General features: G+C 68.5%; 17 protein-coding genes and 4 pseudogenes. 16 read left to right on the top strand and 5 right to left on the bottom strand.

Annotated features, from left to right (window positions below):
* Positions 1-251 precede the first annotated feature (251 nt).
* The 3 genes and pseudogenes from G6048_RS09715 to G6048_RS49350 form a co-directional block, all read left to right on the top strand.
* A pseudogene (locus tag G6048_RS09715) lies at positions 252-400 on the top strand (IS701 family transposase); the annotation flags it as partial.
* Positions 401-537: 137 nt separating this feature from the next.
* Positions 538-786, top strand: coding sequence for a hypothetical protein (locus tag G6048_RS09710; RefSeq protein WP_165339058.1), 249 nt, complete (start codon positions 538-540; stop codon positions 784-786).
* Positions 752-1,004 (top strand): annotated as a pseudogene (locus G6048_RS49350) (hypothetical protein); the annotation flags it as partial. The gene G6048_RS09710 and the pseudogene G6048_RS49350, both read left to right, overlap by 35 nt.
* 256 nt (positions 1,005-1,260) lie before the next feature.
* Here G6048_RS49350 and G6048_RS51325 read toward each other — a convergent pair.
* The 4 genes from G6048_RS51325 to G6048_RS09685 form a co-directional block, all read right to left on the bottom strand.
* The gene (locus tag G6048_RS51325; protein ID WP_328825724.1) at positions 1,261-1,455 is read right to left on the bottom strand and encodes a ricin-type beta-trefoil lectin domain protein; all 195 of its coding nucleotides are present in this window, start codon (positions 1,453-1,455) and stop codon (positions 1,261-1,263) included.
* 183 nt (positions 1,456-1,638) lie between these two features.
* Positions 1,639-1,770: an RICIN domain-containing protein gene (locus tag G6048_RS09695; RefSeq protein WP_235989568.1), complete on the bottom strand. Its 132-nt coding sequence runs from the start codon at positions 1,768-1,770 to the stop codon at positions 1,639-1,641.
* Between the two features lie 12 nt (positions 1,771-1,782).
* Positions 1,783-3,264, bottom strand: a complete 1,482-nt coding sequence (locus tag G6048_RS09690) for an arabinofuranosidase catalytic domain-containing protein (RefSeq protein WP_165339057.1) — start codon at positions 3,262-3,264, stop codon at positions 1,783-1,785.
* 71 nt (positions 3,265-3,335) lie between these two features.
* Complete coding sequence (locus G6048_RS09685; protein WP_165339056.1) at positions 3,336-6,890, bottom strand: ThuA domain-containing protein; 3,555 nt, start codon at positions 6,888-6,890, stop codon at positions 3,336-3,338.
* A gap of 658 nt (positions 6,891-7,548) precedes the next feature.
* On the opposite strand from G6048_RS09685, the gene G6048_RS09680 reads away from it, so the two are divergent.
* The 6 genes from G6048_RS09680 (at position 7,549) to G6048_RS09655 (ending at position 15,513) form a co-directional block, all read left to right on the top strand.
* Entirely contained in the window at positions 7,549-9,060 is a 1,512-nt protein-coding gene (locus G6048_RS09680) for a sugar ABC transporter ATP-binding protein (RefSeq protein WP_165339055.1), read from the top strand.
* Entirely contained in the window at positions 9,057-10,028 is a 972-nt protein-coding gene (locus G6048_RS09675; protein WP_165339054.1) for an ABC transporter permease, read from the top strand. The genes G6048_RS09680 and G6048_RS09675 overlap by 4 nt, the downstream gene beginning before the upstream one ends.
* Before the next feature lies 1 nt (position 10,029).
* Entirely contained in the window at positions 10,030-11,001 is a 972-nt protein-coding gene (locus G6048_RS09670) for an ABC transporter permease (protein ID WP_165339053.1), read from the top strand.
* A gap of 22 nt (positions 11,002-11,023) precedes the next feature.
* Positions 11,024-12,196, top strand: a complete 1,173-nt coding sequence (locus G6048_RS09665) for a substrate-binding domain-containing protein (RefSeq protein WP_165339089.1) — start codon at positions 11,024-11,026, stop codon at positions 12,194-12,196.
* A gap of 4 nt (positions 12,197-12,200) precedes the next feature.
* Positions 12,201-13,070 carry a sugar phosphate isomerase/epimerase family protein gene (locus G6048_RS09660; RefSeq protein WP_165339052.1) on the top strand — a complete coding sequence of 290 codons (870 nt, stop codon included), beginning with the start codon at positions 12,201-12,203 and terminating at the stop codon, positions 13,068-13,070.
* A 136-nt stretch (positions 13,071-13,206) separates the two neighbouring features.
* The gene (locus G6048_RS09655; RefSeq protein ID WP_328825723.1) at positions 13,207-15,513 is read left to right on the top strand and encodes a ricin-type beta-trefoil lectin domain protein; all 2,307 of its coding nucleotides are present in this window, start codon (positions 13,207-13,209) and stop codon (positions 15,511-15,513) included.
* Positions 15,514-15,696: 183 nt separating this feature from the next.
* On the opposite strand, the gene G6048_RS09650 is transcribed toward G6048_RS09655, so the two are convergent.
* Entirely contained in the window at positions 15,697-16,467 is a 771-nt protein-coding gene (locus tag G6048_RS09650) for a FadR/GntR family transcriptional regulator (protein WP_165339051.1), read from the bottom strand.
* A 160-nt stretch (positions 16,468-16,627) separates the two neighbouring features.
* On the opposite strand from G6048_RS09650, the gene G6048_RS09645 reads away from it, so the two are divergent.
* From G6048_RS09645 to G6048_RS09615, 7 genes and pseudogenes are all read left to right on the top strand, one after another.
* Positions 16,628-16,816, top strand: coding sequence for a hypothetical protein (locus tag G6048_RS09645; RefSeq protein ID WP_235989567.1), 189 nt, complete (start codon positions 16,628-16,630; stop codon positions 16,814-16,816).
* Positions 16,817-16,893: 77 nt separating this feature from the next.
* Positions 16,894-17,643: pseudogene (locus tag G6048_RS51320) on the top strand (enolase C-terminal domain-like protein); the annotation flags it as partial.
* 277 nt (positions 17,644-17,920) lie between these two features.
* Positions 17,921-18,172: pseudogene (locus G6048_RS09635) on the top strand (SDR family oxidoreductase); the annotation flags it as partial.
* 68 nt (positions 18,173-18,240) lie between these two features.
* Positions 18,241-19,233: an RNA polymerase sigma factor gene (locus G6048_RS09630; protein WP_165339049.1), complete on the top strand. Its 993-nt coding sequence runs from the start codon at positions 18,241-18,243 to the stop codon at positions 19,231-19,233.
* Positions 19,234-19,670: 437 nt separating this feature from the next.
* On the top strand, positions 19,671-20,042 hold the full coding sequence (locus G6048_RS50875; RefSeq protein WP_328825722.1) for a non-reducing end alpha-L-arabinofuranosidase family hydrolase: 372 nt from the start codon (positions 19,671-19,673) through the stop codon (positions 20,040-20,042).
* Positions 20,043-20,293: 251 nt separating this feature from the next.
* Positions 20,294-21,778, top strand: a complete 1,485-nt coding sequence (locus G6048_RS09620) for a ricin-type beta-trefoil lectin domain protein (protein WP_165339048.1) — start codon at positions 20,294-20,296, stop codon at positions 21,776-21,778.
* A 73-nt stretch (positions 21,779-21,851) separates the two neighbouring features.
* The gene (locus G6048_RS09615) at positions 21,852-22,085 is read left to right on the top strand and encodes a hypothetical protein (RefSeq protein ID WP_165339035.1); all 234 of its coding nucleotides are present in this window, start codon (positions 21,852-21,854) and stop codon (positions 22,083-22,085) included.
* Positions 22,086-22,208 lie beyond the last annotated feature (123 nt).

The following is a 22,208-nucleotide window of genomic DNA, read 5'->3' as shown; positions in this document are numbered from 1 at the left end:
AGTTGAGAGCGGACAGCACAAGATCCTAGATCGACCCATTCATGCCAAAGTGAGGAGTGGGTCGACCGGTCGCAGCGCACGGTGCGAGCCGACAAGCTCCACGAACGCCTCCAGCTGCTGGGGTCACCGGGGGCGAGCGGACGACGCGGCGGGCGGTCGCGCGGGTGAAGGGAACAGTGGCGGGCCGACCACTCTGACCGCCGGATGACTCCCGCCCGGGACCGGAGCCCCTCCCCGCCCCGGTCCCGGGATTCGAGGGCCGCTCCTGGACCGGCTGGCATCACCACGTCACCTGGTCGCCGCCGCCCATGCGTTCCTGACCGAGCAGCGTCTGGCCCGAAAAGCCGATCCAGCGGGTTCACCCTCTACCAGATCCTCGACACCGTCCAAGACCTGTTGAACTGCTGGACCGGCACCTGCTCCACCTGCCACCGCCCCCTGCCCAGATCATCCGCCACCAACCAGAACCCCAGAGCCAGAGCGACATTTCGAACTTTGGCTCTCGGTCCCCCTTACCCGTGAGGAAGCTGATCTCGCATGTCCTGGCTCCAACACCCCCACAGCCGCCGCAGAGTCATGGCGGTCACCGCCGGCCTGGTCGCGGGCGCCACGCTGCCGGCGATGCGCGCCGCGGCGGCCACGACGGCCCAGCAGGAACGGTTCATCAGCCCGGTGACCCTGGTGGAGCGTAGGGCGGGAGGTGCCGTGGGAGTAGTGGCCTGTCGTTGTGTCGCTCCCCGGGAGGTCGTGGATGCCGTCGGTGGTTGGGCTGCTGGAACAGCGTGAGCTGGGTGCTCGCCGTCGCGTGGACGAGCTGTGGGACGAGGCCGACCGTATCCAAGCCGAACTGGCCGCGGGGGCGGGAATGGCAGGAGTGGGCCATCGCCCGATCGCGGGTCGGCGAAGTGCTGGCCCCGGCGGACGAGAGCGGGCAAGACCACGCTCAGGCTGACCTGACGGCTGCCGAGGAGCAGAGCGTGAAGACCGCTCAGGTGCCAGGGGCATGCTGCCCTTCGGATGACGGAGGAACTCCCACTGAAGTCTCATTGAGGAACGCCGGGTCGACCGACGGCCAGGGCGGTGTGTAGCTGCAGGGCCCGTCAGCGGCCCAGGCACCGCCGACGCGAAAGTAAGCCGGTGGCCGCGGAGGCCCCAGCTGGTCCGGCAGCCGCGAGGAGTCTGCGCCGAGTGAACATGGGCATCGACGAGACATCGTGGGGAATCTTCTCTGATCGGCAAGGAGAAGGACGGCGCCGCCGCTCAACGACGGCTCCACTGCTGGTTGGTGCCGCTGTGGCAGGACCAGAGGGTGGTCCTGGTGCCGTTGGTGGTGCCGCGTCCGCTGGCGTCGAGGCACTTGTTGCCGTGGACGGTCAGTTGTTTGCCGGCGGTGTAGGTCCAGGTCTGGCCGGCTGCGCCGGTGCAGTCCCAGAGTTGGGACGACGGGTAGATCACGATGTAGCCGTCCGAGCGACGCCACAGCGATGGCGAGCACCGTGGCGACCGCCATGAAGATCCGTCTCATCTCTGGGCTTCTCGGTCATCGGTAGGACCACGGTGATGGAGTGGTGCGCCCCGGCTCGCCACGGAGGGAGTGAAGGCGGCACGTGATGTCACGTACCGCCTTCACTCGTGCGCCTATGCCCGCGTCCAGCGCTGGTTGGCGCCGTCGTGGCAGCTCCACACGATGACCGAGGAGCCGTTGGCGGTGCTTGCGCCGTTGACATCCAGGCACAACCCGTTCTGACCGTTGCGGATCGTGCCGTCCATGGATGTAGCGACTCAGCGGTAGCCGGCGGCGACGATGTTGGCTTGTATCGCGTTCTCGGTTGCGTCGGACGGGTATCCGGACACCATCGCGCCCTCGTAGAAGGTACCGGCGCTGAGGTTCGCGCCGCCGCCGGGCTTGCAGCAGTCACCACCGCTGCCGAGGATGATGGCGCCCTGCTTCTTCATGGGGCTGTAGCCGGGCGGAAGCGCGCCGTCCCAGAGCGTGGTCAGGCTTCCGGTCTGGCCGTTGCCACCCTTGAGCGCGAAACGGCTCGTCCCGTTGTTCTTCAACATCGCCGTCACGAACTTGCTGGTGAAGGCCCGCTGGTTCGTGTTCCAGGTCTGACTGCCACCGGAGTAGAGCCCCCATTCGAGGTCGGCCTGGACCCATGGGCCGGTGCCGGCGCACCCGCCGAACCAGCACTGGGTGCTGAAATTGATCGCGTCCATCGCCCCGGCCGCGTCGGCCGCTCGGGTCGTCTCACTGTTGCCGTAGTCGAAGCAGCAGCCGCCGTTGACATGGGTGCCGCTGGTCACCATGTACATGCCTTCGGGGGCGCTGCCGGTCGGCACGCCAGTCAGGTGGCCGTCCCGCCAGTAGCTGTTGCCGGGGTTGATGTAGAGCGAGTAGGCCTTGCTGCCGCCGACCGCCAGCGACTCCGACGTCGCGATCGCCGGGCGGCTCTGGTTGGAGCCGGGAACCACACTCGATCCCTGGTACCACAGGTCGTTCCCGCGGCCGGACTGGTCGTAGACGACGGTGATGACACAGGTGGTCCCCGCGCAGAACGAGTCCTGCGTCGTCGCGTCGGCGGCGCCCCCCGCGCTCAGGACGCCGATGTTCCGGGTCGTGCTGTCGGACGAGCGCCGGACCTGGTAGAGGTTGCCGTTGTAGGTGCCGTAGAGCGCTCGTACGGTGCTGTGGGCGGCGATGCAGGGGGTGCCGCCCGAGGCGTAGATGTCGCACGTGCCCGCGCCGCCCGGCACCGGCGGGGCCGGCGAGTTCCACTGCTGGTTGGTGCCGCTGTGGCAGGACCAGAGGGTGGTCCTGGTGCCGTTGGCGGTGCCGCCGGCGTTGGCGTCGAGGCATAGTCCGGACTGGACGCCGGTGATGGTGCCGTTGGGGTTGACGTTCCACTGTTGGTTGTTCTGGCCGTTGCAGTCCCAGATGATGACCGGGGTGCCGTTGGTGGTGCCGCGTCCGCTGGCGTCGAGGCACTTGTTGCCGTGGACGGTCAATTGTTTGCCGGCGGTGTAGGTCCAGGTCTGGCCGGCTGCGCCGGTGCAGTCCCAGAGTTGGGTCTGGGTGCCGTTGGTGGTGCTGGAGCCGGGGACGGTCAGGCAGCGGCCGGACTGCGCCCCCACGATGGGGGCGCTCTGCCCGGGCTCGATCGGTGCCGCCACCGCGGTGGCGCCGACGCCGACAAGCACCAGGACGGCGCCCAGCGCAGACAGCCGTCCGTACCAGCGGGGCCGAGGTATCCGAAACACCATGGCGGTTCCTCACCTGTTCGTAGGGAGGGATGCCCGGCGCGCAACCGCGCCGGGCATCCCGTGCGGACGGGCTATACGGCGGTGAACCGCCACTGTTGGTTGGTGCCGCTGTGGCAGCTCCATTGCAGGAGTCGTGCGCCGTCGGCCGTCGAGCCGCCGTTGACGTCGACGCACAGTCCACTGGGGAGGCTTTTCACCGTGTACACGCCCACCGTGGTGGTCGGTGTGACGAGGAACTTCTGCGGGTTGCCGTTGTCGCAGGTGGACTGCTGCAGGAACGCGCCCTGGGCCGTGGAGCCGTTGGTGACGGCGAGGCACTTGTCGCTGTGCACCGCCTTCAGCTGGACGGCGCCGCCACCGGCGTCGACGGCCTGCCACTTCTGGTTGTTGCCGCCGGTGGCCGACCACTGGACGATCTGGGCGCCGTCAGCGGTCGAGGCGCCGTTGACGTCCATGAATTTGCCGCTGTGCTGCGCTGCGACCGTCCAGGTCCGACCGGCCACGCCGCCACCGCCGCTGCCCGGTTCGCCGACCCCGTTGCCGCCGAAGGTGAGCGAGTCGAGGTCGAACCAGTTGGTCGAGGTGCCCTTGAACACCAGGTAGAGCCGGTGCGAGCCGGCGAGATCGGCAGTGTTCACCGCCGGCGTGGACTGGTAGTTGTTCCAGCCGCCGGTGCTGGGCACCGGTGTCGTGGCCAGGAGTGTGCCGGTCGGGGAGTCGGCGCGCAGTTCGATCGATCCGCCTCCGCTCGGCGACGACAGGCGGTAGCTCACGTTCGTGATGCCCGACAGGCTCATCGGGTCGAACGCGATCCAGTCGTTGTCGGAGATGTTGCCGACCCGCTTTCCGCTCTCCGCGCCGGCCTGCTCGACGACCTGCACACCCGACTGGTCCGTGTAGAACTCGGCCTGTTTGTGCTTGGGTTGGAGGGTCGCGTGAGCGTAGCCGGTGAGCGGGGCCGCACCGCCGGGGCCGCCGTCGTCGGTGTAACGGGCGTTGAGGACGTAGTACAGGTTGGCGCCGTCAGGGTGCCCGCCGAGCAGCGTCGTGTCGATGGTGCCCGAGCACCCCGGGTAGTCCGTGGTCTCATGCTGGTGGTCGTCGTGGCCGAGGGCGGGGTTGACGAACACCTTGGTGCAGTCGATGGGCGCGCCGCCGGGGTCCGAGACAGACACCTGGTACGAGACGCGGTCGCCGAAGTTCAGCATGCCGCCGTCGGGCGGAATCGTGACGGTGAGCTTCGGTGCGGTGTTGCCCACGGTGATCGGCACGTTGGCGAAGCCTGTCTTGCCGGTGTTGTCGGTGACCTTGAGCTGGGCGGTGTAGTTGCCATTGGCGGTGTAGGTGTGTGACGGGTTGGCCGCCGTGGACGTTGTGCCGTCGCCGAACGTCCAGTGGTAGCTGAGCGTGTTCCCGGGATCCGGGTCCGTGGACCCCGCACTGCTGAACTGCACGGTCAATGGCGCGTCACCGTTGGTGGGCGTTCCGGTGGCCTTGGCTGTCGGCGCCCGCCCGCCCTGGTTCTTGTAGTCGATGCGGTAAAGACCCGAGTCGTTGTTGCCACCGCCGAAGTTGGTGCCCCATTCGAGCAGGTACAACGAACCGTCGGGCCCGAACTCCATGTCCATCGGCTTGAGGAACTTGGCGGCGGGCAAGAAGGAGTTGGTCCGGGTGACCGCGGTCGCGGAGTCGAAGTGGACCTCCTTGACGGTGTGGCGCGACCACTCGTAGAAGAAGTGGACCCCGTCGTAGTAGGGCGGGAACTTTGTCTCGGACGGGTTCGCGGCGTCGTAGCGGTAGACCGGTCCGCCCATCGGCCCCGAGCCGCCGGAGCCGAGTTCGGGGAAGTTCGGTGAGACGCCGTAGCCGTACCACATGTTCGGCGCGACGATCGGCTTGAGGCTGGTCAAACCGGTGTTGTTCGGCGAGTTGTTGACCGGCGCGTTGCAGTTGAACTTGGCGCCGACGACGCCGGTGCTCGGGTTGTAGGGCGCGTAGGCCTGGTTGTCGCCGTGGCAGAACGGCCAGCCGTAGTTGCCCGGGGCCTTGATGACATTGAGCTCGACGAGCCCTTCGGGGCCGCGGTTGGTCGCGGGCGGGTTCCGGTCCGGGCCGTAGTCGGCGAGGTAGACCCACCCGTTGTCCGGGTCGATCGAGAAGCGGAACGGGTTGCGGAAGCCCATCGCGTAGATCTCCGGCCGGGTCTGCGCCGTGCCCTGCGGGTAGAGGTTGCCATCCGGGACGGTGTAGCCGCCGTCGGCCGACGGCCGGATGCGCAGGAGCTTGCCACGGAGGTCGTTGGTGTTGCCGGCGGTGCGGGCGGCGTCGAGGTTGGCCTTGCCCTGCCGCCAGTCCAGGGGGGCGTAGCCCTGCCAGTTGGAGTCGAGGTTCGGTGGGACGTCGTCCCCGGTGCCGATGTAGAGGTTCTTGTCGGGGCCGAACTCGATGTACCCGCCCGTGTGTCCGGGTTCGGCGAACGTGCGGTCCCGGGTCGCGGGGATGTCGATGATCGTCACCTGGCTCGACATGTTCAGGGTGTCGCCGGTGAGCGTGAACCGGGAGACCCGGTTGATGTCGTTCGGGACTCCGGCCGGGGAGTGATACAGGTACACGTAGCCGTTGTCGGCGAAGTCGGGGTCGAGCGCCAGTCCGGTGAGGCCGTCCTCGCCGCCGGTGTAGACGCTGAGCGTGCCGGCCGTCACGGTGCTGTTTGTGGTCGGTTTGAAGATCTTCAGCTGCCCGGACCGCTGGACGTAGAGCACCCGCCCGTCCGGGGCGACCGCGAGAGCCATCGGGTCTGCGGTGTTGTCGTCGAGGGTGCGCTTCTCGAAGTTGCTCCACACGGTGCCGCCGCAGTCGCCGGGCTCGTTGCCGGCCGCCCACTTGACGCCCCCGAGGACGTGGTTGCGGAAATAGGTCTCGCTGTAGGCCGCGCTGGTGTGCCCCATGGCGGTGGCCCACACGCGGCCGCCGCCGCTGTTGCGGCACCAGGAGATGGGGTGGTCCGGCCCCATGGCGCGGGGGCCCGGGTTGTAGGTGCGCTCGTCCGCGGTGACCAGGACATGGACGTCGCCGCGGGGGTTGCGGTCGAAGTTGTACCACTCCTCGCTGCGGTTCCAACGGTCCGGCAGGCCGGCCGTCGACGGGTGCTTCTTGTCCGCGACGATGGCGGTGCCGGACAGCACGCCGGGGGAGTGCTCCGGCATGTGTGCGCCGCCGTTGATGGTCTGGTCCCACCACGGGTACTCGTTCTCGATGCCCATGTCTGTGGCGTTGTGGATCGCGACGATGCCCTTGCCGCTGGCGAGGTAGCCCTCCACCGCCTGACGTTGGGCCGCCGTGTTCCACACCATTCCCGAGGTCTGGAACATGATGAGCACGTCGAAGGTGGCGAGGTTCGCCGGGGTGAAAACGTTCGAGTCCTCGCTATGGACCAACTCGAAGTTGTTGGCTGCCGCCTGCTCCCGAAACATCGCGAGGCCGGCGGGGATCGAATCGTGCCGGTAGCCGGCCGTCTCCGTGAAGACCAGGGCTCGGAAGGTTGGCGCCGCTGACGCCGGTTGGGCGATGACGAGCGACAGGAGCACGCTCGCGATCGCCCCGAAGATGAATATGATGCGACGCATGCCGTCTCCTATTTCGGCGGAGCAACGATGGCATGACCACGGGCACGCGCCGGCCGCACCTCCGATGCGCCAGAGTGCCTGAGCGCGTCGTAGGCACGCGTGTGCCGTCAGCTCGTCATCCCGTCCGCCGTGACGGGCAGTCAAGTCCCTACGAAAGAGAGGGACTTCACACCAGATGCGACCGTCTCCCGTGGTCTGCCGGCCAGCATGCAGCGGCGTATCGCAACAGTCAATATGGCTCGGGTGCGGCCGATTCCATAACACTTTTTGCGCATCAATCGTCGTGGTTCGGCGCGCGACTGTCGTCGGGCCGATTCCATAACACATTTTACGCATCAGCCGTCGTGGTTTAGCGCGCGACTGTGAACGGGCCGATTCGATAACAGATTTTGGCGTATCAATCGCTGTCGACCGATCGCCGGCCTGCATTGAGCAGTTCGAACGGCGAACGTCCTACTGTGATGTCCGGTGGTATTGCCAGGCGCTCATCGAGGCATTTACCCTCGGGGCCGCGATGTCGCCATCGCGTCCGGCGAAAGTTCGCGGCTATTCGACGACAGCTCGCGGGCGGGAGCTGTCATTCCATGCCGGCCGTACCAAACGATTCAGCTATCGGTGACTCAATCCTGCTGACGACGCGAATGTAGAGGGTCCCACGATGTCTGGCCTGCCGCCGTCGCCGCTGCTCGCTCTGCGAGGCATCGGCAAGTCGTTCCTCGGCGTGCGGGTGCTCGATGGCGTCGACCTCCAGGTCCGGCCGGGCGACGTGCACGCGGTCGTCGGCGAGAACGGCGCCGGCAAGTCCACCCTCATGAAGGTGGTGTCCGGCGTCTACCAGCCCGACGAGGGAACGGTCGAGTTCGCCGGCGCACCGCGGACGTTCCGCAGCCCGCGCGAGGCCCAACAGGCCGGTATCGGCATCGTCTACCAGGAGCTGACCCTGCTGCCCGAGCGCACCGTCGCGGAGAACGTCTGGCTGGGCCACGAGCCCCTGCGCCGCGGGCTCGTCGACCGCAGGGCGATGCTCAGCCACACCGCGGGGCTCCTCGCCTCGATCGGGGAGGGCTCGTTACCGCCCGACACGCGTGTGGGACGACTCGGCGTGGCGCAACAACAGGTGGTCGAGATCGTCAAGGCGCTCGCCCTCGACGCGCGGCTGCTCATCATGGACGAGCCCACCGCGGCTCTCGCCGACCACGAGGTCGACCAGCTCTACGCGCTCCTACGGCGGTTGCAGGAGCACGGGATAGGCGTGCTGTACGTCTCGCACCGCCTCAAGGAGGTCTTCGACCTGTCCGGCCGGATCACCGTGCTCAAGGACGGCCGGGCGGTGGCCACCTTGGACACCGCGGACACCAGCGCCGATCAGCTGGTGCGCCACATGGTCGGCCGCGAGCTGTCGAACTACTACCCCGACCCCGCGAAGCCGCAGGAGTTGGGCCCGGTGCGGCTGACTGTCCGGGACGGAGGCAACCGGAAGCTGCGCGGCATCGACCTACGGCTGCGCGCCGGCGAGGTGCTCGGCGTCGGCGGCCTGCAGGGCTCCGGCCGGTCGGCGCTGGCCCGCGCACTGTTCGGCGCCGCACCGTTCAGCACCGGCCAGGTGACCGTCGACGGAGCGCCGGTCCGGCTGCGCTCGCCCCGCGCCGCGATACGGGCCGGTATCGCCTACGTCTCCGAGGACCGCAAGGGCGAGGGGATCGTCGCCGAGCAGTCGGTGCTCGACAACGCGCTGTTGGCCGGCCGCGCCGTCCGCCCGGGCCGGGTCGGCCGCGGTGCCCGGACCGCGCGGGTCCGGGAGCTGCTCGCGGCCGTTGAGCTTCGCGCCGCAGGGGAGGACCAGGAGATCCGTTTCCTGTCCGGGGGCAACCAGCAGAAGGTCGTGCTGGCCAGGTGGCTCGCGCTCGCCCCGAGAATCCTGCTCTTCGACGAGCCGACCCGGGGCATCGACGTGGGCGCCAAGTCGGCGATCCACGATCTCGTCCGCCGGCTGGCCCGCGACGGCGCCGCCGTGCTGATGGTCTCGTCCGAGCTGCCCGAGCTGCTCGGCATGAGCGACCGGATCATCGTCATGCGCGACGGCCGGATCGCCGGCGAGCTACCCGCCGGTGCGACGGAGGAGGATGTCGTCGCCCTGGCGGTCGGCACCGTGGGGGAGGCGGCCGGATGAGCGGCGCGCTGTCCCTGTCGGCCCGGCGGACCCCGCCCGGCGTGTTCGTCGCCCTGGTCCTCACCCTGGCGATCGGCTGGCTCATCGTCACGGTCGATGGCGGCCGGCTGTTCAGCCTGCCGACGACGGTGAGCCTGCTGCACGTCGCCGCCGGTCTGGGCCTCGTCGCGGTCGGCCAGACGCTGGTCATCGTCGGCGGCTCGCTGGACCTGTCCGTGGCGTACGTGGTCAGCCTGAGCACCCTCGTCGCCGCCGAGACCATGGCCGGTGACGACGGTGCGCTGCTGCCGGCGATCGGCCTGACGCTCGCCGTCAGCGCCACGATCGGCTTCGTCAACGGCCTGCTCGTCACCCATGCGCGGATCAACCCCTTCATCGCGACCGTCGGCGTCGGACTGCTGCTGAAGGGATACCTCGACAACGGATACGACGGCCCGGCCGGCAAGACCGCACCCGCCCTGGTGCAGGGCCTGGGGTACCAGCGCATCGGCCCGGTGCCGATGTCGTTCCTGCTGCTGCTCGCCGTCGCCGCCGCGGCCTGGTTCGTGCTGGCGCGCACCCGCTTCGGCCACCACCTGATCGCCGTGGGCGGTGACCCGGAGGTCGCCCGGCTCTCCGGCGTGCGGGGCAGCCGGGTCCTCGTCACCGCCCATGTGCTGTGCGCCCTCTGCGCCGGCCTCGCCGGGGTCTACCTCGCCAGTCGGCTCGGCGCCGGCGCACCGAGGGTGGGCACCGAGGGACTGTACGACCTGGAGTCGATCGCCGCGGTGGTGCTCGGCGGCACCGCCCTGGCCGGCGGGCGCGGCGGCGTTGTCGGCACGGTCGGCGGCGTGCTGCTGCTCGCGAGCATCGACGCCATCTTCAACCAGCTCGAGGTCGACGTGTTCTTCAAGCAGGTGATCCGTGGCGTGATCATCATCGCGGCGGTCGCCGTCTACGCCCGCCGGGCGATGCGAAAGGCGTCATAGCATGCGGATCGCGCGCCCACTGCGGCTCCTCAAGTTCCGCTCCGGCGGTCTCGCACCGATCATCGTGATCCTGGCGGTGTTGCTGGTTCTGCTGACCGCCCGCCAACCGGACTTCCTCTCGCCGCCGTCGCTGATGTCGTTCCTCGGCCGCTCCGCGCCGATCATCCTGCTCGCCGCCGGCCAGTACTTCGTGATCGTCTCCGGCGAGTTGGACCTGTCCGTCGGCTCTCTGGTCACCGCGCAGGTGGTCATCGCCGCCCGGCTGATCGACGGCGATCCGTCGGCCGGCTGGCCTGTCGTCGTGCTCCTGCTCGCGTTCGGCATCGCCGTCGGCCTCGTCAACGGCCTCGTCACCTCGCGGCTGCGGGTGCCGTCGTTCATCACGACCCTCGGGATGTTCCTGATCCTCGTCGGTGCCGTGTACCTGTGGTCCGACGGTGCCCCGAAGGGCGGCCTCTCCGAGGAGTTCCGCCGGCTCGGTCGGTCGGGGTTCGAGGACGTGCCCGCGCTGGGCCGGATACCGTACGCCCTGGTCATCCTGCTGGCGGCGGCCTCTCTGGCGCTGGTGCTGACGCGTTCGGACTTCGGCCGCACCCTGGTCGCCGTCGGCGGCAACCCGCGGACCGCCGAGCTGAGCGGCGTGCGCGTGTGGCGCGCCAAGACCATGGCGTTCGTCCTCAGCGGAGTCGCCGCCACGCTCGCGGCGATCCTTATCGGCGGGTACAGCGGAGTGTCGTTCCAGGCCGGTGTCGGCCTCGAGTTCGGCGCGATCACCGCGGCGGTCCTCGGCGGTGTCGCTCTGGGCGGGGGCCGCGGTTCGGTCGTCGGCGCGATGCTGGGCGCGCTGACCCTCGAGACGCTCTTCACGCTCATGAACTTCTACGGCGTCTCCGGCGCCCTCAAACCGACCGTCCAGGGCGCGATCATTCTGTTCGCCGTGGCGGCGGCGTCCTTCCGTTTCCCGTCCAGATAAAGGGGACTCAGTGAGGCATTCCATGACGGTGCTGGCCGTGAGCACCTTACTGGTGCTGGCCGGCTGCTCCACCGACGAGCCCACCACCCGCGCATCGGGTTCGCCCTCGGCGGGCACCGGGTCGGGCACGGGGGAGCAGTCGAAGTTCTTCGTGCGGGCCGACTACGACAAGCAGCTCGCGCTCCTGGACACCGCGCCCACCGGGCCGGCCGGCAAGCCCTGGGAGCAGGCGCTCAACCCGGCGATGGTGGAGACCAAGAAGTTCACGAAGCCCGGACCGTACAAGATCTGCTTCTCCAACGCGGGGCTGAACAACCCCTGGCGCCAGGTCGGTTTCAAGACCATGCAGGCCGAGGTCGACACGCACCGCGGCCGGATCTCCGAGTTCGTCCACGTCGATGCCGAAGGCAAGGACCAGAAGCAGATCGCCGACATCAACGACCTGCTCGGCAAGGGCTGCCACGCGCTCATCGTCTCGCCGAACACCACCGCGACGCTCACCCCGGCCGTGAAAGCCGCCTGCCAGAAGGGCCTGCCGGTCATCGTCTTCGACCGCGGCGTCGACACGAACTGCCCGGTGACGTTCATCAACCCGATCGGCGGCTACGGATTCGGCCACGTCGCGGCGGAGTTCGTCACCCAGGAGATGAAGCGCGGTGGCAAGGTGCTCGCGCTGCGCATCCTGCCCGGTGTCGACGTGCTGGAGACCCGTTGGTCCGCGGCGAAGATCGCCTTCGACAAAGCGGGCGTCGACGTCGTCGGCGTCGAGTTCACCGACGGCGACCCGGCCAGGACGAAGAAGATCGTCAACGACTACATCCAGCGGTACGGCACGATCGACGGCGTCTGGATGGACGCCGGGGCGGTCGCGGGCGCGGCGGTCGAGGCGTTCGAGGACGCCGGCAAGCCCGTGCCGCCGATCAACGGCGAGGACCAGCTCGACTTCCTGAAGCTGTGGAAGGACAAGAAGCTCACGGCGATCGCCCCGACCTACCCGACCTACCAGTGGCGCACCCCGATCATCGCCGCGCTGAAGATCCTCGACGGCGAGCAGGTGCCGAACCCGTGGAAGCTGCCACAGCCGACCATCACCCAGGACAACCTGGACGAGTACGTCGACCCCGCCATGCCGCCGCTGCACTACGCGATGTGCGGCTGCACCGACCTGCCCGATTACCCGCGGCGCTGGAAGTAGTCCGGTGTACACCATCGGTGTCAACCCGTGGGTCTGGGCCTCGCCGGTCGACGACGAGGCCATGGCCGAGCTGGTGCCGCGGATCGCCGCGTTCGGTTTCGACGCGGTCGAGCTGCCGATCGAGCAACCCGGCGACTGGGACCCGGCCCGCACCCGGGACCTGCTGGCGGCGTACGGCCTGCGCGCGGTCGGCGTCTGTGCGGTCACCTCGCCCGGACGTGACCTCGTGAACGCCCCGCCGGAGGCCGTCGCCTCCACCGTGGCGTACCTGAAATCGTGTGTGGACAGTGCGGTGGCCGTCGGCGCGCCCTGCGTCGGCGGCCCGGTCTACGCCGCGGTGGGGCGGACCTGGCGCATGTCACCGGTGGAGCGCGCGGCCTGCTACGCGGACGTCCGCCGCGCCCTGCGGCCAGTGGCCGACTACGCGGGGGAGCGGGGCGTGAGCATCGGTGTGGAGGCCCTCAACCGCTATGAGACGAGCGTCGTCAACACGGTCGAGCAGGCGGTGGAGATGATCGACGGCCTGCCTGCGAACGTCGGTCTCATGATCGACACCTATCACATGAACATCGAGGAGGCCGACCCCTACGAGGCGCTCGTCACGGCTGGTCCGCACATCAAGCACGTCCAGGTCAGCGGCACCGACCGCGGCGCCCCGGGCGCCGACCACTTCGACTGGCCACGCTTCCTCGCCGGCCTGGCCACGACCGGCTACGGCGGTGCGGTGTGCATCGAGTCGTTCACCGCGCAGAACGAGGCCATCGCCACCGCGGCCTCGATCTGGCGGCCGCTTGCCCCGTCACAGGACACCCTCGCCCGTGACGGGCTGTCCTACCTCCGAACCGTCCTCCGCGGACTGGAAAGCGCTCCTTGACCGGGTGACAGGCCCGGTCGCGCCGTCATCCCCTTCCGCCCGGGAACCGCCATAAGGAGAAAACGTGTCGACAACTCTCACGATACGAAGGCGGCTTCTGGCCGCAGCCGCCACAGTCGGTTTAGCCGCGACCGCCGTGACGGCGTTCCCCGCGCCCGCATCCGCGGCTCCCCGCACCGTGTACGTCTCGCCGTCCGGCACCGGCACCGACTGTTCCAGCGCGCGGCCGTGCTCACTGACAGCCGCGCAGGCGGCGGTGCGATCGCTCAACGACGACATGTCGGACGACATCGTGGTGCAGTTGGCCGACGGTGTGTACCGGCTGGCCCAATCCTTCCGGCTGACGGCGGAGGACTCCGGCTCAGGCGGTCACACGGTCGTGTGGCAGGCCGCCCCGTCGGCGCGTCCGGTGATCACCGGTGCCCGGGCGGTCACCGGCTGGTCGGTGGCCGACGCGGCCAGGAACATCTGGCGGGCCGACGTGCCCGCCGGTCTCGATGCCCGGCAGCTCTATGTCGACGGCGCCGTCGCCACCCGGGCCCGCACGCAGGTGAACCGGGCCGATTTCACGGCCTCCAGCGACGGAATGAGGTTCTCGGGCGGTGCGCTGAGCTATCTGAACAACCTGGCCGACCAGAGCCGGATCGAGGTGGAGAGCGTCAACTCCTTCACCGACCGGTACTCGCCGGTGCAGAGCATCAGCGCGAACTTCATCACGATGCAGCAGCCGGCGTGGAACAACAACAACTTCGGCTACGACACCCTCATGCGGCCGCACCGGGCCGGTCCGTTCTACCTGTCCAACGCGTACGAGTTCCTGGACTCGCCCGGCGAGTGGTACCTCAACCCCACGGCCGGAGACTTGTACTACATCCCCCGGGCCGGGCAGAACATGAGCACCGTCAGCGTGGAACTGCCGACGCTGCAGTCGCTGGTGAACCTCGGGGGCACGTACAGCGAGCCGGCGCACCACATCACGTTCAGCGGGATCACCTTCACCGGTACGAGCTGGCTGGGCCCCAGCAGCAACCAGGGTTACGCGGACCAGCAGACCGGCGCGTACATCGCCGGGAACTGGAGCTGGCCGAGCTTCGACTCCTGCCACAACGGCTGCAGGCAGTTCGAGGCCGCCCGGCCACACTGGCGGCAGATGCCGGCCGCCGTGCAGATCTCCGCCGCCAACACCATCACCTTCAGCGACTCCAAGTTCGTCAACCTGGGCCAGACGGCCATCGGTATCGGCAACGACGCCAACGCGCACGCCAGCGGTGTCGGTCTGGGCGCCGGCAACATCACGGTGACCCGGTCGGAGATCGCCCGGAGCTCAGCCGGTGGCATCCTCGTGGGCGGCGTGCGCGCCGACGCCCACCACCCCAGCGACCCGCGCATGGTCAACAGGGACATCACGATCAGCAACAACCGCATCCACGACCTCGGGGCGGACTACCGGGGCATCGTCTCCGTCCTGACCACGTACGTCACCAACAGCACCGTCGCCCAGAACGAGGTCTACAACATGCCGTACTCCGGCATGTCGATCGGGTACGGCTGGGGCGCCAACGACGCGGGCGGCAGCAACCACTATGCCAACCGCGGCCTGTACGACTACCAGCCGCGCTACACGACGCCGACCACCGCGTCCAACAACCGGCTCATCGGCAACTACATCCACGATGTCATGCAGCAGATGAACGACGGTGGCTGCATCTACACGCTCGGATGGAACCCGAGCGCGCTGATCAGCCGGAACCACTGCCTGCGGACCAACGGACACTTCGGGCTGTACTTCGACGAGGGATCGAAGTACTTCACGGCCACCAACAACGTCTTCTCGAACACCGGTACGTGGGCGACGGCCAACTACTGGGGTGGCGAGAACATGGGGAACTGGACCCTCACCAACAACTGGTCGACCAACGGCAGCACGAACGTGACCAACGGGGACCGCGGCAACGTGGTCTCCGGCAATGTCACGGTCACCAATGGCAACTGGCCTTCCGGTGCCCAGGACGTGATGGCGTCCGCCGGACCGCAGGGCAGCACCCCACCTCCGCCCACGGAGCAGCAGATCGTGGGTGCGCAGTCCGGCCGCTGCCTGACCGTCCCCGGCGCCGGCAACACCAACGGCACCCAGACCCAACTCTGGGACTGCACCGGCACAGCCGGCCAGACCTGGACCTACACCGCCGGCAAACAACTGACCGTCCACGGCGACAAGTGCCTCGACGCCAGCGGAAGCGGCACCACCAACGGCACCCCGGTCATCATCTGGGACTGCAACGGCCAGAACAACCAACAGTGGAACGTCAACCCCAACGGCACCATCACCGGCGTCCAGTCCGGACTATGCCTCGACGCCAACGCCGACGGCACCGCCAACGGCACCAGGACCACCCTCTGGTCCTGCCACAGCGGCACCAACCAGCAGTGGGCACTGCGATAGCGGAATCAACGCCTATCCGCTCCTTTGAGACAGGAGCGGATGCCGGCAGTGGGGCCCGAGTGGGTGCGGGCCCTACCGCGCCTCGGTCGATCTGGACGCAATGCCGGCGACTCTGGCTCTTTCCGGTCGTTCAGCGGGGTGTGCCAAGGCCCGGACAGGTGAAGTCGCCAGCAGCACCATCCTCTAACGCCGCAGCCCGGTCGGCTCGCCCGGCCCGCTGCGGCGCACGACCCACGCCTCGGTGATGTGGGTGAACATCGCCTCGGCCGCACCCTTGGGGTCGTGCGCGGCGATCCGCTCGTAGATGCGCCGATGGCCTTGGTTGGACGTGACGCAGAAGGTGCGGCCGGTTCGGCCCATGTAACGGGCAGAGTTGATGACCTGGCGCTCCAGCGAACGGACCACGGCTCGGCCGATGCGGTTCCCCGATGCCTGCATGACGGTGTCGTGGAACGCCCGGTCCTCTTCGTGGTACGAAGCGGGGTCGTCGACGAGCTCATCCATCCGCTCCAGCAGACTGCGTAGCTGGTCGATCACCTCGGCGTTCGCCAGGCGGGCGGCCACGTTGGCCATATCGGACTCCAGCACGCGGCGGGTCGCGACGAGGTGATCGAGGATGGCCAGGCTCTCGTCTTCGGCGATGGTGGCGCCGAGGACCAGCTCGTCAAGCATGTTCCACATCGCCGGCGGGGTAACCATCGTGCCGGCGCCCTGGCGGACCTGCACCAGCCCCTTCTCCTGAAGAATCTTCACCGCCTCGCGGACCACGGTGCGGCTGACCGAGAAGGTCTCGCAGAGCACGGGCTCGGAGGGTAACGGCGAACCGGACGGATGGACTCCACGGACGATCCGCTCCACCAGCTCAGCCGTGACCGCGGCGGCAAGGTTCGCCGGGCGCCGACTCCAGGCGGGGGCCTGGGAGACCTCTGCGGATGACTGCGGTACTGCCGTCATGACACCCCCCGGGATCCGTGCCCTACCACGGATGCTCGCCAACTATAGGGCATCCGGTTGACGTCATACGTCATACGAGTTACATACGTCATACGAGTTGCGTTCCTCCTCAACCTCAACTGCCGGACAGCCGGCCACCTCAGCAGAGTGGGGCAGAGCAATGAAGCAGCGAACACTGTGGGCGGCGATCCTGGTTGCCGGGACCGTTGTCTTAGCCGGCTACGGAAGCGCCTCCGCCCCGGATTCGGCGTCCGGTGGTTCGAAGGGCAAGCTCGTCGTCTGGGACTGGAACTCCGGCGACGCCACAGCGTCCTCATACGTCAAACCACCTTCGCAGCCGGTGTCCTGATCGCCGGGCTACCCGTGTTGGTGACCTACCTGTTCCTGCAGCGCCAGATCGCTGACGGCGCGACGAAGGGCTGACGCATGCGCATCACCGGGTACAGAAGCCTGACGACGGCGCAGCGTTGGGGTCGACCTGTCGGTGACGCCAATGGCGTCAAGGCACAGGCCGTGGGTGAGCCGCTGTGGCGGTTGCTCGGCGGCGACGACCGCATGGTCCACGCCTACGCCTCCGGCCTGGACATCGGCCTCACCGACGACGAGCCCGTCGCCACCTACGAGGTCTATGCCGAACGCGGGCTGAGGGCGGCGAAGCTCAAGGGCGGCCTGGACATTGAGCGTGACCGGCTCCGGCTGTTGCTCGTGCGCGAGGCATTGACCGAGGCTGCGCACGGTACCCAGCCAGGGCTCATGCTGGATGCGAACGAGTCCTGGAGCCGCAAGCAGACGGTACGCCACGTCGGTGAATTGGAACGCACACTCGACCTGACCTGGATCGAGGAGCCGGTCCGGCGCTGGGACGCCGACGGCCTGGCCGCTGTCAGCCGTGGCGTACGGACGGCGGTCGCCAGTGGGGAGAACCTCACCGGCCTCGAGCAGTTCCGCCCGCTGATCGCGGCGGGAGGCGTCGACATCGTCCAGACGGCCGCGGTCTGGGGAGTCACCCACTTCCTGCGTGTCGCCGCGCTGGCGCACGCCTACGACCTGCCGGTCAGCCCGATCGGCAACACGCCTGTCGCGCTGCTGCACGCCGCGACGTCGGTGCCCAACCACCTCGTCAGCGAACTGCAGGGCCTGCAGCCGTCGATCGGCATCTCGATGGACCTGCACGTCGAGGACGGCGCCTTTGTGCTCGGCGACACGCCGGGCCTGGGCATCCGGATCGACGAAACGGTGACGACCGCGGCCCGTCAGCGAACGGCACACGCACCCGACGGACCGCACATACGGCCGGAGCAGGCCGGCCGGCGGCTGCTCGCGGTCACCCCTGGACATGCCGATCCACCGCGGAAGGGACGTTCGACACCATGGAGATGGAGGATCGATGAAGGTGGTTGTCTACCGCGGGGCCCGCACCCTCGAGATCGAGAGCCGGGTCGCCGAGGCGCCGGCCCCGGCGAAGGAGTGGGGCGGGCGCGGCGTCAACGTCAACGCCATCGCACCGGGCTACATCGCCACCGACAACACCGAGCCGTTACGCGCGGACTCCCAGCGCAACCAGGCGATCCTTTGCCGGATCCCGGCCGGTCGCTGGAGACGCGCCGACGATCTCGCCGGGGCCACGGTGTTCCTCGCCTCCCCAATGTCGGACTATGTCAACGGCATCGTTCTTCCCGTTGATGGCGGACGGCTGGGGCGATGATGGGCCGCCCAGCATTACCAGCCGGCCGCGCCCGAGTCGATCGTGCGTGCGAACCCGAGGGTGGCGACGTGCGCGGCACCTGGGGCGGCCTCGCCCGAGGCAACGTGTATGGGCTCGTGATGCGAGCCGGCCGAGCCGACGAGACGAGCCTGGTTGTCGCCGCACAGGCCGGCGATCCACGAGCGCTCGACGACCTGGCCGCGACGTACCTGCCGCTGGTATACGCGATCGTGCGCAGGGCACTGGGTGAGCTTGCGGACGTCGACGACGTGGTGCAGGAGACGATGCTGCGGGCACTTCCTGAGCTGCGCACGCTGCGCGCCCCGGAGTGCTTCCGGCCCTGGCTGGCCACGATCACGACACGACAGATCAGCACCCATCTGCACCGGCGGCAGGCGGACGCCGAACGGACGGCCCCCCTCGACGAGATGGCCGACCCGCCGGACGCCGACGCCGAGAACCTGGCCCTGATCCACGTCGAGCTGTCCGGTCATCGCCGAAAGACCGTACGCGCCAGTCGATGGCTCGACCCGGACGCCCGGGCGCTGCTGTCGCTGTGGTGGCTGGAGACCGCGGGCCGGCTGACGAGGGCGGAGCTCGCGGCGGCGCTGGGAACGAGCGTCGCTCACGCGGGTGTGCGCGTCCAGCGCATGCGCAACCAGCTGGAGCTGAGCCGGTCACTCGTCGCCGCGCTGGAAGCCAGCCCCCGGTGCCCACAGCTGACCGCCGCGCTGGGGGGCTGGGACGGCGTACCGAGCACGCTGTGGCGTAAGCGCATCACCCGGCACACCCGATCCTGTGCGGACTGCGGCCGGACCGCCGACGAACTGGTGCCCCTTGAGCGGCTGATCGTCGCCCTGGCGCTGCTCCCCGCCCCGCTGGCGCGGTCGGCCACGGTGCCCGACAAACCTGCGCTCGCCGGGGCGACCGAGAATGCCGTCGTGATGGGAGCCGATCGGCCGAGGTCGGCTGCGGGCCGGTTGCCGGCGTCGAGGCTGGGTTACTCGGCCAACTCGCCTGAGGGCCGCTTGAGTCGGCACCCAAGTCTTCGCGTGCGGTGACGGCACCGTGCTTTTCGGCACTACGGCGACTGCGACTGTTCAAGCCGGCCGCCGATAACGAAAACTGCCGCGATTTACACGCGTCCGGCACTCCAATTCGCCGCCTGAAAAGGTTATGAGGGGTGGCCGCAAATAGTCCCGCTTCTTCGGTTAGTTGCACGACGGCCAAGGCCCACATATATCGACGACTCCCTCTTGATTGGACCATGACAATCTGTCAATCTTCTAGTCGTCGACGCGTAACGTGCCTCATTCATGACCTTTGAAAGTGGAAGCCAAAAGCGATCTACGGATTGCTGGCGCCAACACAGTGACGTGGCTCCGACTTCGAAAGGTGCCGGTGATGAACGAATTCGTGCACTCGGCTGATCCGCCGCGGCGGCCCCGGGCCCGAGCCGATCCTGCCCCTGCTGTTAGCCCTGCCAGCCGGATTGGTCGTGGCCGGCACGGTGCCGCTGTTCACGGGCACCGCCGACGCGGCGTCCACATTGGGCGCCTCGGCGGCGGAAAAGGGCCGCTACTTTGGCGCCCCGGTCGGTACGTACAAGTTCTCCGACAGCCCCCACATGTCGGTTCTCAACCGCGAGTTCAACAGCGTCGTTGCCGAGAACGAGATGACGGAGTCGAGCCCGTTCGCCCGCTCCTGCAACGTGACGTTCTCGGGCCCGGCGTGGACCCGGGACTTCAGCCACGGGGAACTGATCCGGGCCGGTGACGACCAGACCGTGCCGTTGAACCCGTGCCAGTTGCAGTTTCTGTACCAGGGCATGGACCCCAACGCCGGCGGCGACCACATCTCCCTGCTGTGACGGATGGGCTACTCACCCAGACCAACTCCACCTGCTGACCGGAGATCCGGGCGAAGCCGGGAGCGAGGCTTTCCAGGCGCCAACGGCAGCGGCATGACGCTGACATGCTCGCTGCGCGAGCGATCTGGGAGGGGGCCGGCGCGGAGAGGGCAAGCTCCGCGCCGGCTCGGCCGGCTGCCGGCAGGCGGCCAACGTCAACAGATCCTGCACAGCGCAGACGTGACCACACCGCCAACCGGGAAGGCGCGACCATGCCCCACACCCATCGCCGGCGCTACCTCGCCCGGGCGCTCGCCTGCATCCTGACCGCTCTCAGCGCGCTCGCGGTCGTCGAGCACCAGAGCGACGCCTCGCCGGCCGCCGCCGACACCGCCCAGTTCCGCGGCGTCAACTGGGCCCGGCTCGGTGACAACTTCCACGGTGGACCGCTGGTCCTGCACGGATTGAGCGGCTCCGACAGCTACCAGACGGTCGTGGCGAAATCCAACGCCATCTACACCGGCTTCGAGAACAACCTCGGCGCCAACACCGTTCGGCTCCCGATCAACACCTACACAGTCGGGACGAGCTGGTGGAGCGCGTATACGGGCGCGATAGACGCAGCCACCGCGAAGGGATTCAAGGTCGTCCTCTCCTACTGGGACGACGGGGTGGCCGCCCGCGACGGTCGCATCGTCAACCCGAGCGCCTTCGACACCATGTGGAACACCGTGCTTGCCCGGTACGGCACGAACAGCCTCGTCTACTTCGAGCCGATGAACGAACCAGGAGGGCACAGCGCCGGCGAGTGGGCGAACGTGGTGAGCAACTGGATCAGCAGCCGCCCGTCGATTCCGCGGAACCGCATCTTCGTCAGCGGCGCCGGCCTGAACACTGACATCAGATCCATGTGCGCCGACCGCCGCCTTGACGGGACGTTCCTGTCGCTGCACCACTACACGTTCTTCAGCGGCGCGAAGACCTACGACCAGTGGGTGGCGTACCTGCGGGACGCGATCGGCTCCTGCGCCGACCGCACTGTCGTCGACGAGTTCGGCGCGCCGATGGATACCGGGCTCAACTACCACGACGCCGGCAGCACCGACAACTTCGTGCGCTACTTCCGGGCCACCACCACGGTGCTCCGAGAACTGCGGATCGGCTCCATCTACTGGCCCGGGCTGGGCGGGAAGATACGCGCCGGCCAGGGCGACGACTGGTATGCCATGCAGAAACTGCACGGCACCGGTACCAACCTCACGCTCAGCACCCCCAGCGCCGGCGGCCGCGAGCGTCTCAGATACGGCTGGGGCTTGGATGGCGACGTCCCGGCCCCGACCAGCCTGCTGCGCAACGTCAGCACCGGGCGCTGTCTGGACATTCCCGGCGGGACCACGGCGAACATCCAGGTCCAGGTGTACACCTGCGCCAACACGGATGGCCAGCAGTGGACCTTGACGGCCGGCGGACAGATCACCGCAGTCGGGGGCCAGAAGTGCCTGGATGCGTACAGCAGCGGGACGACGAACGGCACCGTGGTCGGCACGTGGGCGTGTAACGGCGGCGACAACCAGCGTTGGACGGTGGGCGCTGACGGCACCATCCGCAGCGTTCACTCCGGCCTCTGCCTCGACGTGAACACCGCCACCTTCAAGGTGCAGCTGTGGGCGTGCTGGGGCGGCGACAACCAGAGATGGCAGATCCAGAACACTGACGCGCGTCGCGACGGCCGACTCGGCGGACACGGTGGACGGTGACCGCCGACCGCAGCCGAGCCGATGGCAACAAAGACGCCACAGTAGACGGTCTGCCGGCAGCTCAAGGGTCGTTTTGTTCTACGAGGCGACGAGGTTCGCCACCGGGCGCAAGAACGCGCTCCGCGTGGAGATCAACGGGTCGCTCGGCGCGGTCGCTTTTGACCTGCCCCGGCACTCGCTCGCCGCCTCCGCGGTGGCCCACCGCTCACTGGACTTCCTGCGCGCCGCGGCCCGCCTCGCGCCCATCGGGGCAGGAGTGGCGGCCGAGACCTCGACCGTGACGGCGACGAAGGGGGTCGGCCGATGACCCCCGACCAGTTACGGACCGCGCTTCGAGACGTGCCCGATGCGGTTGGCGATCTGTCCTGCTCGGCGCGCCGGCCGCCGCGCGTTCGACGCCGCGTTCGCGAGGAAGGACTGAGGCCGGCGC

This window comes from Streptomyces ureilyticus (assembly GCF_011045025.1).
Taxonomy (GTDB): Bacteria; Actinomycetota; Actinomycetes; order Streptomycetales; family Streptomycetaceae; genus Streptomyces; species Streptomyces ureilyticus.
This window is presented reverse-complemented; position numbering and strand designations above follow the sequence as displayed.